Consider the following 13823-nt stretch of genomic DNA (forward strand, 5'->3'; position numbering starts at 1 on the left):
AGCTTTTTTTCTTAAAATAGCTGCGTTCTTCTTTATACATCGTATAAAACAGACCCATTTGAATAATATTGTCTTTTAATTTAACAATATCTGTTTTTAGAAGATTATGATCAAAGTCATGACGTGTGCTTAACCGAATCCACCGAATGATTTCTTCAGTTGTGCTCGTCATTTTGAAGTAAAGCTTGTTTTCATACCTTGGCGGCATAAACACTAGATTGACTAAAAAAGCAGAAAATACCCCAATCANNAATCATAATGGTAGAAAAGCGGATTCCAGCAAATGGAATGAAGTTACCTCCAGGGGTTTCCATTATCGAAATTAATGTAACAAGCGATAATCCAATCGTATTTTCGAGTTTAAGCTTTAAATTAATGGCAATGACAATAATAGCTGCTAATCCAATGACAATAATGTGATTTCCTAAGAGAAGGACAAAAACAACTGCAAGCAATGCCCCAATAAGATTTCCTTGAATTTGTTCAATAATCGTTAAATAGGAACGATAAATGGTTGGTTGAATCGCAAATATGGCGGCAATGCCAGCGAATACCGGAGAGGGAGAGTGTAACAACTGACCCAAGTAAAGTGAGAGTACAATAGCAATTCCCGTTTTTAATATGCGGGCACCTAACTTCATTCTAAATAGTTTCCTTTCAAAAGGTTTTCTTAAGCAAATTTTTACTATACATGGATTACCCCATATTATCAAGAGATATCATATGAATTTTTTTGATATTTGTTAAGAAAAAGTTGGAATAAAAAACGTCCGCCAAAAACAGCGGACGCAAGTTAAACTTGTTATTAATAAATCATTCTGTAGATACAGATGGATCAGCCTGTTCTTTGACAGGAAGTACCTGAACAAAGTGATTTTCTACATTTGTTAGTAGTGCGCGAAGTTCCTGTGCTTCTTTAGCCTGACCATTCTGTTCAAGCAAGTCAGTATATTGACTTAATAGCTCGTTAATATCCTGCTTGCCTTTCTCATTTAAGTCCACAACTGAAACCTTTGCGCCTTTAGCAATTCTTCTTTCAATTGCTTCTTTCGTTAATCTCATCTCAGGCTGTTGACGAATATAAACAACCCCGCCTGTCATTCCTGCACAAATCCATGGACCTGGGTCACCTAAAACAAGGCCGCGGCCATTTGTCATATATTCAAAGGCAAACCCTTTAATATTGGCATTTGATCCGATATTACCTGCTTCATTTTCCGGAAGTGGTTTATTTACAGTGCCTCCAATAATTAAATCAGCCCCAGAAAGACGAATTCCTGCTCTCGCATCTGCATTACCTTGGGCGATAAGAAGTCCCTTTTGAGCACCATAGCCAAATCCTTTTCCTACGGAACCATTATAAAATTGACCATTCTTACCTTTTGATTTTAAAATTTGGATATTTCCACCAAAGGATGTTTTTCCGACACCATCTTGACCGCCGCCATTAACGGTGATTTCGATTCCTTCACTATTATAGGCGCCTAATCCATTACCAGGAATGGAACCGTCTTTGTATTTTAGCTGGACGGATGGTAACTGCTTATATGAACCATCAAGTCTGCCGCGGACACGATGACAAGATACTCGGCTTCCTAACACACGCTGTTCGGATGTGACACTAGTGAATTCACGAGAAGAGTGTAACTGATCCACACTGCCATCAAGGTACTCTGCTCCAACAGCTACTTGCATTTGAACTTCTTCAATTGATTTTGATGCTTCGGTTTTTGCAAATTGACTGATTTCTAATGGTTTTAGCAAATAGGAGAGGCTTAGTTGCCCTTGACCTTTGACTTGCTCTAATAAATCAGAACGACCTACTGCATCCTGTAGATTGCGAATTCCAATAGAAGCTGAAAGATCCTTTAATTCTGTTGCAAATGCAGTAAATAGATTCATAATTCCTTGTACTGCTAAGTCCAATTGGCGAGGCACAAAACGTCTTAAACCGTGTTCTTTCGCCTGTGCTTCTGATTCAATTTGAGTTGCAATCCCAACATGACAAGTATCTAAATGGCAGCCACGACATGTAGTACAACCAATTGCCAGCATCGATAATGTCCCAAAGCCAACACGGTTAGCGCCAAGCAGCATAATTTTCAGAACGTCCATTGCACTTTTCATACCGCCATCAGCCCAGAGTTCTACTTTGTGGCGAAGGCCGCTTTCTAGCAGGGCATTATGGGCAGCTTTTACGCCAATTTCAACTGGTAATCCAACATGTTGAAGCGCGTGAATTCTTGCAGCACCTGTGCCGCCGTCAAATCCGCTCAAAGTGATAATATCAGCACCCGCTTTAGCAATCCCTACAGCAATTGTTCCGATATTCGGTACAACTGGAACCTTAACAGCGATTTTTGCTTGATCATTAGCCGTTTTCAATTCCAGGATCATTTGCGCTAAATCCTCGATTGAGTAAATATCATGGTTATTTGATGGTGAGATTAAATCTGATCCCAGGGTTGCATTACGTGCTTCGGCAACCTTTGCCGTAACCTTTGAACCAGGTAGATGGCCGCCTTCACCAGGCTTTGCACCTTGACCAATTTTAATTTCTAATAGATTGGATGAGTTAAGTAATTCCGCATTGACTCCAAATCTTCCAGAGGCAATCTGCTGTCCTCTAGTTTTTGGATACTTACCGAGCATATCTTTAATTTCTCCGCCTTCACCATTTAAACTGACCATGTTTAGACGGTCTGCTCCTTCGGCATAGGCTCTAAATGCTGTTTCATTTTGAGAACCAAAAGACATGGAAGAAATAATGAACGGTAAATCATGGTCACCGACGCGAAGGTCGACATCTGCTGGTACTAACTGTTTATTACTTTGTTTAAGCTGAACCAAATGACGAATGGTTGTTGGATTCTCTGTTTCTTGTTCGGTGATTTTATCACGATACACATTGTAATCACCTGTAGCTGCTACTTCACCAATTGCCTTCCAAATCCGTGGGAAAAGATGGAAAGTCTTTCCGACTCTTTCCTTTTCATTGTGGTAATCTTCGGCTCTTGATAAAGCATCGAGTTTCATTGCTTCAAAATCAGTTTCAAGTTCTTTCGAACCAAAAAAGTTAACAATGTTTAATAGATTGGCAATATCTTCATGTAAGCCGATACTTGAGAATAGGCGGCCGTAACCTCGTAGTTCATGAATACCAATTGTTGAGATTACCTTTTCCAGCCCTTTTGTAAGAGCACTAAATAGATTTGTTAAAGGTTTTGAAGTCTCGTCAAGAACCGTTAAGAACATATAGTAAGGGCTGATTAAATCTGCACCTAATCCAAATGCAGTAATGATGTCATGAAGAGAACGAATTGCAGCAGAACGTAGAACTAAAGAACAGTCTCTTCTTATTTCTGCTTTAACAAGTGCTTGATCAATGACTGACGTTACTAAATGTGGATCAATCCAATAGAAATCTTCCTGATGTGCTTTTGCATCATCAAGAACAAGCAACGTTTTTCCCGCTTGAACTGCCTGAACGGCTTCATTGGCAAGTCTTTCTAGCGCTTGCTCGAGCTTTTCTTCTTTGCTGAATGTAGCAGAAATAAAGGTTACAAGCTTCTGCGCCTGAAAATGGGAAACAACTTGATCGAAACTTGGCTGACCTAAACTTTCAGATAAGTCAAAGCCTGCTTTCCCTTCTAATAATAGAGGGGTAGTTAGCTCAATAACTGTTTCGCTATTTTCTTTATTGAATAGTGTTGGACGTTTTCCAATAATGACGCGTGTTGAAAAATGTTCAGTCTCACGGTCCCTGTCAATTGCCGGATTCGTCACAACCGCTACACTTTCTTTAAAATAATCAGCAATATTTTTTCTTTCTGGGTTAAGTGCAGCGAGTGGGGCATCGTGACCAAGCGAACGAATTGGTTCCACACCTTTTTCCGCCATTTGTTCGATTAATTGGATATGATCTCGTTCCCAGCCAAATGCTTTATATTGTCCATTATGGATCTTGTCAGGATATGTCATCGTCACTGTTTTTCCTAATGAAGGAGGAAGCAAACGAGCCCTAACCTCACTAATATTTAACTTTTCAGAAAAACGGGAATATACCTCAGTCTGAAAACGATCTTGCTCATAAACTTCCAGTGTTTCACCATTCCATTTAAAGCCAACCTTTTCACCTGGTGCCAAAGGCTTTGGTTCATTAACATATTCACTCGAAGAAATGATTCCTGGTTCAGATGAAAATAAATAAGAGCTTTCTGTCTCGAGCATCCATAGCGGACGGAGTCCTAGTGCATCAACACTAAATACGGCTTCATCACCATATCTTGAAATAATACCTGCAGGACCTTGAGCAAAATGCCCCCAAGCTTCTCTAAGGTAGGTATATAAATCTTGAAGATTTTCAGGATATGCCTTAATTTCATTGATGATCGGCGGGAATAAAACATCGATTGCTTCAAATAATGAAAAACCTTCGCGGCAAATTAATGTTTCCATCGTCCGGCTTAAATCTTGAGAGTCACTGCCATCTTTGACAAGCGGGACACCAATCATTCTTGCTTCATCACGAAGTTTGGCGATGGTATTAATTTCTCCATTGTGTCCAAGAACACTAAATGGCTGTACTCTGAAAAAGCTTGATAATGTATTTGTAGAATAACGATTATGTCCAAGTGTCATGGTTGAAGCAACAAGTGGATTTGCAAGGTCATGGTAGTAACGTGGGAGAATATCTCCTGCACCCATTACCTTGTAAACGACGTGGTTGTGACTTAATGAAGCAACATGTACTTGATCATTTGTTTCAAAATCAATTAATACTTCGAAAAGGCTCTTTGTTAATTCTTGGCCAGTTTTTGAAGAAAGACAAGCAAATTGCCAGAATACAGGATTCTCTTGAATTGCGATTGGACCAAGTGCAGAAGAATCAGTTACTTGATCTGTTTCAAATACTACATCAAAGTTGTGTTTTTCTAACTTTTGAAGTAATTCTTGTTTAGTAGCTTTCCAGTTTACCTTTTGACTAATGAAAACATGACCAACAGCAAATTCATCTTTTTCAGCAAGTGTTGGTTCCTGTCCTGCCTGAAGCAATTTTTCTTTCCAAAGCTCTACTGGGATATCGGTATGAATGCCGACACCGTCGCCTTCTCCGTTAATAAAACCAGCGCGATGATTCATTGTCACAAGAGCGTCTATACAATCAAAAATATTTTTTCTAGTTGGGCGCTTAGATTTTTCAAGACATGCAACGATTCCGCAAGCATCATGTTCTTGTTTGTGGAAATCTTTGAATAGGGAAGGGGTCCATTTTTGTGTCATCATATTAGGCTTTAGCAGTTATCTGCTAAGGCCATTTCACCTCCTATGAAACTAAAAGTTTAAGTATATCATCTTGGTTGTAATTCGTTTTGTCACTTTAACGTGATATATTGTTAAAGGAAAAATATAAAAATAATAATTTAATAGTATCATAAGAATTTTCAGAAATCAAATAAATATACATTATTTTGGATAAGTAAATAGTGGATAATAAGCGTTGGATAATTGAGGGAACAGGTTAATGTAAACGTTTTCAAAGCATTTTTAAAAATAAAAGGAAGTGATTTCCACTTCCTTTAGTGCATAAAAATTGTATATTTATTCGCTCGCAAGTAAAGAAAATGCATTTCTTACTGCATGTAAAGTGGCCTCGACATCCTCAACTGTATGTGCGATCGTCAAAAACCATGCTTCATATTTGGATGGAGCAAGATTTATTCCTTGATGGAGCATATGCTTAAAGAACTTTGCAAATGTTTCTCCGTCTGTATTTTCTGCTTGAACATAGTTTTCAATTTTTTCCTTTGTAAAATAAACAGTTAGAGCACCTTTCAAACGATTAATTGTTATGTCGATATTATTTTCTTTAGCAGCATCTAAAATCCCATTCTCAAGAATGGCACCTAAACGGTCTAAGTAATCGTAAATTCCCTCTTGTTTTAGCACTTCGAGACAGGCAATTCCCGAAAGAATGGATGCTGGATTTCCTGCCATAGTTCCTGCTTGATAGGCAGGGCCTAGCGGGGCTACTGTTTCCATAATTTCTTTCTTTCCACCATAGGCGCCAATTGGCAGGCCTCCGCCAATGATTTTTCCGAGGACGGTTAAGTCAGGTTCAATCCCTAATAAATTTTGGGCACCACCGTACATAAACCGGAACGCCGTAATTACCTCATCATATATCACAAGCGCACCTGTTTCATGGGTTAAGTCATTGACCTGCTGCAGAAAACCAGGGTTTGGTTCAACAATCCCGAAGTTTCCAACAATGGGCTCCACTAATACAGCTGCGATTTGATCTCCCCATTTCGCTAATGCTTCTTTAAATGGCTCAATATCATTAAAAGGAACCGTTATTACTTCTTGTGCGATACTTTTTGGAACTCCTGCAGAATCTGGTGTACCTAATGTAGATGGACCGGAGCCAGCTGCAACCAGGACGAGGTCAGAATGACCGTGATAACAGCCTGCGAATTTAATGATTTTATCTCTGCCTGTATAAGCACGGGCAACGCGTATTGTTGTCATCACAGCTTCTGTACCAGAGTTTACAAACCGAACTTTCTCCATAGAAGGTATGGCTTCTTTTAACATTTTTGCAAATTTGACTTCATGTGGTGTTGGTGTTCCATACAGGACACCAGTTTCCGCAGCACGTTTAATTGCTTCAGTAATGTGGGGGTGGGCATGACCTGTGATAATGGGTCCGTAGGCAGCTAGATAGTCGATATACTGATTTCCGTCCACATCCCAAAAGTATGCCCCTTGAGCACGCTCCATTACCACGGGTGCTCCACCGCCAACCGCTTTATAGGACCGTGATGGACTGTTTACTCCGCCGACAATATGTTCAAGTGCTTCATTATGTAATCTTTGAGAATTAATAAATTTCATATATTTTCCTCCTTCAATCATTTCTATCCCATTTTAGCACTTTTTCAGCTGATTTTTGTCTGTTTAACTATTCGGATATTTTATAAATGCGTGCTTGTTGTTTTATCAACCTTATTTGGCTAAACTAAATCTCTAGGTCATTGTTTCGGGGGGAGAAAATGAAAAATGTAATAGAAGTTAATAATTTGCGAAAAGAATTTAAGGCATATTCCAGCCGAACAGGTTTAAAAGGAGCATTTAGGGATTTATTAACAAGAAATTATAAAATTGTTCCCGCAGTTAATGATATCAATTTCTCTGTAAAAAAAGGCGAAATGGTGGGGTATATCGGTGAGAATGGAGCAGGAAAATCTACAACGATTAAAATGCTGACCGGAATTTTAACACCGTCATCTGGAGATATCATCGTAAATGGGATGAACCCGCATAAGGAACGGGAAAAATTTGTCCAAACAATTGGGGTTGTGTTCGGACAACGGTCCCAATTGTGGTGGGATATCGCTGTTCAGGAATCATTCCGTCTCTTAAAAAAAGTGTACAAGGTATCCGATGAAGATTATAACACCCACATGAATCATGTGATTCACACATTGGATATTGAACCACTGCTAGATAAGCCTGTAAGAAAATTATCGCTAGGTCAGAGAATGAGATGCGAACTAGCTGCTGCTCTCATTCACAATCCTCCATTATTATTTTTGGATGAACCAACGATTGGATTAGATGTGCTTGTAAAGTTGAAAATTCGTGATTTTTTAAAAGAAATTAACGAGAAATATCAAACTACGATTCTTTTAACTACACACGATTTAACAGATATTGAGGCATTGTGCGAGCGAGTAATCATGTTAGATGAAGGTAAGGTCATTTATGATGGGGCATTAAAGAATCTTCAGGAGAAATGGGGCGAAGGAAAAGAGATTCAGTTTCAGTTTCTTGAACATGTCGAACTGTCTGCTGTGCATAAACTAACCAGTGAAATTCCTGTAAAATGGGACCTGGACGAAAAGGAGCAAATCTTTACGGCCACACTGGAAGATAATGATGAAATTATTTCTCAAGTCATTGCTAAAGTCGTCGCTGAATTTAAAATAAAAGATGTCAAAATAAATGAAACAACAACGGAAGAAATCATTCGAAATATTTATGAAAAGGGTGCGGTATGAGTGGATAAATACCTTGAGATGATTAGAATCCGCTTTTTAATGATGCTGGCATACCGAACTAATTATTACACAGGAATTCTAATTTATAGTATTAACATTGGTGCCTATTATTTTCTATGGTCCGCCATTTACGGTTCGAAGGAAGAAATCGTGGGTCTTTCAGTCACGCAAATGACTACATATGTAGCTGTTTCCTGGATGGCGCGTGCCTTTTATTTTAACAACCTTGACCGTGAAATGGCCTTGGAAATTATGGAAGGGAAGGTCGCTGTTGAATTAATTAGGCCCTACAATTACCTAGGGATGAAAGTTATGCAGGGGTTGGGGGAAGGGATTTTCAGGCTATTCTTCTTTTCCGCTCCAGGGCTGATTATTGTTTATTTTGTCTTTCCAGTAAAGTTTACGTGGGATCTCAGTGTTTGGGGATTGTTTGCCATTTCGATTTTGTTGAGTTTCTTTATTAATACGGAGTTGAATTTATTAACAGGGATTACTACTTTCTTCATCTATAATAACTCTGGGCTGATTCGAGCCAAACGTGTGGTCATCGATTTGTTTTCTGGGTTGTTACTGCCGATTAGCTTTTTTCCAGGCTGGGCCCAGGATGTGATGAAATATCTTCCCTTTCAAGGAATTAGTTATTTTCCGAGTATGATTGTGACCAAAGGTTTTTCTCAATCACAGGCGATCGATGCAATCACTCAACAATTTGTTTGGGTCATCCTGTTATTTTTTCCAATTCAAATTCTTTGGTCCTTGGCAAAGAAACAGCTGATTATTCAAGGGGGGTAAGAGTTGTTTTATATTTCGATGTTTTTTCAATACCTATCTCAGTATTTAAAAACGAGACTTCAATATCGAGCCGATATTTTTGTTGAATTTTTTTCGGATCTGTTATCGCAAGCGATAAATTTTATTTTTATATTAGTTGTCTTTGGCCATACCAATTTACTTAATGGCTGGACCAGGGATGAAATCATTTTTATTTATGGATTTTTTCTTGTCCCTTCTGCTGTCTTTTCTGCTTTTTTTAATATTTGGGATTTTAATGAACGGTATATCGTGAAGGGGGAATTGGATCGAATTTTAACCAGACCTATCCATAGCCTCTTTCAAATCATCCTTGAAAGGATTGAACTAGAGTCCCTGCTGGGGGCTATAACTGGGCTTGCTGTAATGTTTTATGCGGGAAACCGACTGGACCTTACAGTGCATTGGTTCGATCCATTTCTATTTATCCTTTTTGTCATCGGTGGGGCACTTGTTTATGGAGGAGTATTCATCATGATTGCCTGCATAAGCTTTTGGGCGGACGCGCGTACGTCGCTAATGCCGATGATGTACAACATTAGCAATTATGGCAGGTACCCAGTAAATATCTACAATAAACTCATTCGATTTGTATTAACGTGGGTGCTGCCATTTGCCTTTGTTGGTGTCTATCCCGCTGCCTTTTTTCTAGGGAAAAAAGAATGGTTTTGGTATTCATTTTTAACGCCTGTAATTGGTGTTAGTTTCTTCGTGATTGCCGTTATGGTATGGAATCAAGGTGTTAAGAAATATAGAGGAGCGGGGAATTAGCTATTCTTGATATTTTATTGTCCAAGCAAGCATAGAAATAAACTACCAGAAGCTAAATTTGAGGTGGTTTATTGTGTTTTTTTTCTTACTTCCAATCGTTATTTTTTGTATCTTCATGAGTTTAAGAACACTTTTTATTCCCAATACAGTTAAAGGTAAGTTAGTATCAATTGATAATTTTTTGTATTTAGGCTCTGTATATTTGACTGTCATTCTTGGCTTTGGTTTAATTTATTTACTTTTTGAGTTGATCGGCATGTCCTTGTTGATGGAAGTAAATAATCAAGATAACAGGAATATTTTTGAGACTAGTTTTTATTTTAGTGCGATGACCTTATTTTCAGTTGGCAATGGTGATGTCATTCCACAGGGGATAGGACGGATTATTACAGTTGCAGAAGCGTTGATTGGTTATACATTACCTGCAGCATTTGTAGCTCGAGTTATGTTTGACCGGGAAACACTATAATAGATGCAGGATAGTTGTTTTATATGGGTGAATTTTGTTACGCTTACCCTAAGGAATTACATAGGGAGTGGTAAAAGATGACAGTTGAAATTGGAATGCAAGTACCTGATTTTGAGTTGAAGGCTAATAATGGTGAGGTAGTAAATCTATCAAATTTCCGAGGCACCAATATTGTTTTGTATTTTTATCCAAAGGATATGACGCCTGGTTGTACCACAGAAGCATGCGATTTTCGAGATCAAATTCAACAATTTACTGAAGTGGATGCAGTTATTTTGGGGGTAAGTCCAGACCCTGTTGACCGTCATCAAAAATTTGTCGAGAAATATGGATTGCCTTTTCTTCTTCTAGCAGATATAGAGCATCAGTTAGCGGATATTTTCGGGGTATGGAAGTTAAAGAAAAACTTTGGTAAAGAATATATGGGGATCGAAAGGTCTACATTTATTATTGATAAGGAAGGCAAGCTTGTCAAAGAATGGAGAAATGTCAAAGTCAAGGGCCATGTTGATGAGGCTTTAACATACATAAGAGAGCAGCTTAGCTAATTCCCAATTGAAGCCTATTTTGTAAAGGAAAGGCATTTGTCCAATGCAAGAAACGTGAGATTGAATATCCTTTTATTAGGGCATACCTCCTCAGATAAAATTTGGGTCCATAGTGGCCCCTTTTTTTATGGAGTTAAATAAGATTTGTATATTTTGAGTTTTCTAAATATACAAACAGGTGTTATGATGAAAAAAATACTCGCATAATAATATTCCATTGAAGTCGCGTAAACAGGGGGATAATTATATGAAAATTTATACTAAAACCGGTGATAAAGGAACAACTTCACTTATTTATGGAAAAAGAGTGGCAAAAAACGACTTACGTGTGGAAGCCTACGGCACTTGTGATGAAACCAATTCAATGATTGGCCTTGCGCTTAGTTATTTAGTTAAGGAAAATTTTCAAGGAAAAGAAATAATTGATACTATTTATCATAAAATACAAACAAATCTCTTTCATGTCGGTGCAGAGCTGGCTACACCAAAAGGAATGGAAGTAAAGTGGGCACTTGCTTTACCAGATATTGAAGAGTTGGAAAAACAGATTGATGAATGGAATGAGGCAATTTCTGAGTTAACAAATTTTATCTTGCCAGGGGGACATCCGGCAGGTGCAGCTTTTCATGTGGCGCGAACAACCGCAAGGAGGGCAGAAAGATGCGCTGTTGGATTGGGTGAAGATGTAAATCCACTTGTATTAGCTTATTTAAATCGACTTTCCGACTTATTGTTTGTGACCGCACGCTATGTAAATTATCAATTTAAGGCACCTGAACAGACATTACATGGAAAAGGATAATAGACATTACGTGTTAATGATAACAATATTGACAAAAGTACAATTTACCTAGTAAAATTAATTATAACAATTATAAAGTAAGAATATTTTTTAGAAAGAAGGTGCATGGCGATGAATCAGTTAAAAGAAGCGTTGGATACCTTAAAGGAAACAGGGGTACGCATTACTCCACAACGTCATGCGATACTTGAATATTTAATAAACTCGATGTCACATCCTACTGCAGATGATATTTATAAGGCCCTTGAAGGGAAGTTTCCGAATATGAGTGTGGCAACGGTTTACAATAATTTAAGAGTATTTCGTGAAGTCGGTCTTGTAAAGGAATTGACTTTCGGGGATGCCTCAAGCCGATTTGACTTTGTTACATCACATCATTATCATGTCATCTGTGAAAAGTGTGGAAAAATAGTTGACTTTCTATATCCAGGCTTAGATGAAGTGGAGCACTTAGCTTCCCATGTAACAGGTTTCAAAGTCGAAAATCACCGCATGGAAATCTATGGTTCCTGTCCGGAATGTGCAAGTAAAGAGGTACATTAATAAAGAAGTAAGCTGATTTAGACTAATTAGCTTTTTGAGGTAAACAAAAGAGGAAGACTCAAACCACAGTTGCTTTTTAGCAATATGGTTTAAGTCTTCCTCATTTTTATTTTTCTTATTTTTTATTATATGACTCGTCAAATTCCTTGCCTACTAGATTAGGATCAAGGGTTAATGGTTCCCGACAGTACATACACATATCCACTCGACCAAGCATTTTTGTATGCTTTTTGCAGCTAGGGCATGTTACTTGGATTGTTTTTGTTGATAGCATACCAATCCAAAAATAAACAATGGTACTTGCGATAATAAAAAGAAGGCCCAAAATCATAAAAATGGTCATAATAAGTGGAGAAGTTCGAAAAAAGATCCCACCATACATAACAATGAAACCAATAAAAATTAATGATAATGCAAAGGTACGAATTTTATTTATCTTACTCGAATATCTTGCCATGTTACTCCCTCCTAGAGAAACTATACCATAATTATGGTAAGAAGGAAAAAGCAAGGATGAAAAATGTCGAAATTTGTCTCTGAAGAAAGAAGGAGATTTGTTTTCATTGTCGAAGTTATATTGCTACATGAAAAAAATGGAGGAATGATAGATGGAAGACATCCTTCGGCCTATTTATCAAGAACGGGCGAGCCAAATGAATACTCTTGGGGTATTGATGGTACAAAAAAAACAAAAGTTAAGTCATATAACAGATTCATTTGATGTAATCCTGTTAGTCCTTGTAAAAGAAGCAGAGCAGCCCCTATTTATCAAGCACTATACCTACTATGATAAAAAGGCAGCCATGCATATCATCACGGAAGAACAGTTGAATGAATGGATATTATTAGGATCGAACCGAAAAATATTTGAATGGCTTTATGAGGCTAAAATTATTTTTGACCGGAACGAATATGTGGCCAATTTAAAAACAGAATTGCGTGATTTTCCTTTTAATGGCCGCAAAATAAAAATGGGTTTAGAGTTTGCGAAATTGATTCGACGCTATGTGGATGGAAAAGCTTTATTTGAAGGTCATCAGTTTTTAGATGCATACAATTATGTTGTTCATTCCCTGCATCATCTTGCAAGGTTAGCTGTGCTAGAAAATGGGCTTCATCCAGAGTTAACTGTTTGGAATCAAGTAAAACAGATAGAGCCTGAAATTTATAAACTATACGAAGAGCTCGTGTATAGTGAAGAAACGCTTGAAAAAAGATTAGAACTACTGTTCCTTGCAAGTGAATTTATGATCCATTCGAGGACTAAAATGGGGACAGGTCATTTTTTAGAAGTACTAAGTAGCAGGGAAGTTTGGTTATTCAATGAAATTATGAATGAACAAGAATTGATTCCTTACTCAGTTGATCTAGGAGTATTGCTTGAGTATTTAATTGACAAACACTTAATTGATGTAGTGAATATAGAAACAAAAGGCCAAGGTGTTTTTCATAGAGGCTATCGTCTTAATAAAAAATCATTGTAAAAAAATAATGAAAACGTATTGACCTTTTAAGAATTACTTGGTATATTAATAACCGTCGCTGCGAGACATTAAAGTTTTTGTCTTCGTAAGTGGCGGTTAAAAAATGTTGACATTATTAAATGTCATGTGTTATATTAATAAAGTCGCTTACGAGCGATGATTAAATTGTTCTTTGAAAACTAAACAAACAAAATCGTGCAAACAAACAATAAATTTTAGTTTCAATTATGAAACTAAGCCAACGTAACAAATGAGCTAATCAACTTTCTTGGAGAGTTTGATCCTGGCTCAGGACGAACGCTGGCGGCGTGCCTAATACATGCAAGTCGAGCG

General features: G+C 37.7%; 11 protein-coding genes, 1 rRNA gene and 1 pseudogene. 9 read left to right on the plus strand and 4 right to left on the minus strand.

Annotation, left to right across the window (positions count from 1 at the left end):
* The 3 genes and pseudogenes from V7659_RS02505 to V7659_RS02515 all read right to left on the minus strand — a co-directional run.
* Positions 1-641: pseudogene (locus V7659_RS02505) on the minus strand (FUSC family protein); the annotation flags it as partial.
* A 172-nt stretch (positions 642-813) separates the two neighbouring features.
* A complete protein-coding gene (locus V7659_RS02510) occupies positions 814-5283 on the minus strand; it encodes a glutamate synthase-related protein (protein ID WP_335537919.1) in 4470 nt (1489 codons plus the stop codon).
* Between the two features lie 318 nt (positions 5284-5601).
* On the minus strand, positions 5602-6897 hold the full coding sequence (locus V7659_RS02515) for a glutamate-1-semialdehyde 2,1-aminomutase (RefSeq protein WP_335537905.1): 1296 nt from the start codon (positions 6895-6897) through the stop codon (positions 5602-5604).
* Positions 6898-7055: 158 nt separating this feature from the next.
* Here V7659_RS02515 and V7659_RS02520 point away from each other — a divergent pair, with 158 nt between their 5' ends.
* The 7 genes from V7659_RS02520 to perR all read left to right on the plus strand — a co-directional run bounded on the left by V7659_RS02520 (position 7056) and on the right by perR (position 12006).
* Positions 7056-8063 carry an ABC transporter ATP-binding protein gene (locus V7659_RS02520; protein ID WP_335537907.1) on the plus strand — a complete coding sequence of 336 codons (1008 nt, stop codon included), beginning with the start codon at positions 7056-7058 and terminating at the stop codon, positions 8061-8063.
* Positions 8064-8855 (plus strand): ABC transporter permease, encoded by a 792-nt coding sequence (locus V7659_RS02525; RefSeq protein WP_144553052.1) that lies wholly within the window; start codon positions 8064-8066, stop codon positions 8853-8855.
* Positions 8856-8858: 3 nt separating this feature from the next.
* Positions 8859-9644, plus strand: coding sequence for an ABC transporter permease (locus V7659_RS02530; RefSeq protein WP_335537910.1), 786 nt, complete (start codon positions 8859-8861; stop codon positions 9642-9644).
* Positions 9645-9717: 73 nt separating this feature from the next.
* On the plus strand, positions 9718-10113 hold the full coding sequence (locus V7659_RS02535; protein ID WP_335537912.1) for an ion channel: 396 nt from the start codon (positions 9718-9720) through the stop codon (positions 10111-10113).
* Between the two features lie 77 nt (positions 10114-10190).
* Complete coding sequence (bcp, locus tag V7659_RS02540; RefSeq protein WP_335537914.1) at positions 10191-10661, plus strand: thioredoxin-dependent thiol peroxidase; 471 nt, start codon at positions 10191-10193, stop codon at positions 10659-10661.
* A 247-nt stretch (positions 10662-10908) separates the two neighbouring features.
* A complete protein-coding gene (locus tag V7659_RS02545) occupies positions 10909-11463 on the plus strand; it encodes a cob(I)yrinic acid a,c-diamide adenosyltransferase (RefSeq protein WP_335537915.1) in 555 nt (184 codons plus the stop codon).
* 105 nt (positions 11464-11568) lie between these two features.
* On the plus strand, positions 11569-12006 hold the full coding sequence (gene perR, locus V7659_RS02550; RefSeq protein WP_026564336.1) for a peroxide-responsive transcriptional repressor PerR: 438 nt from the start codon (positions 11569-11571) through the stop codon (positions 12004-12006).
* Between the two features lie 115 nt (positions 12007-12121).
* Here perR and V7659_RS02555 read toward each other — a convergent pair whose 3' ends face one another.
* Positions 12122-12463, minus strand: a complete 342-nt coding sequence (locus tag V7659_RS02555) for a YgzB family protein (RefSeq protein WP_283877850.1) — start codon at positions 12461-12463, stop codon at positions 12122-12124.
* Between the two features lie 151 nt (positions 12464-12614).
* On the opposite strand from V7659_RS02555, the gene V7659_RS02560 reads away from it, so the two are divergent.
* Entirely contained in the window at positions 12615-13490 is an 876-nt protein-coding gene (locus V7659_RS02560; protein WP_335537917.1) for a nucleotidyltransferase-like protein, read from the plus strand.
* 265 nt (positions 13491-13755) lie between these two features.
* Positions 13756-13823, plus strand: a 16S ribosomal RNA gene (locus V7659_RS02565); the annotation flags it as partial.

Origin of the sequence: Neobacillus drentensis, from assembly GCF_036966985.1 — a bacterium.
GTDB lineage: Bacteria > Bacillota > Bacilli > Bacillales > Cytobacillaceae > Neobacillus > Neobacillus drentensis_E.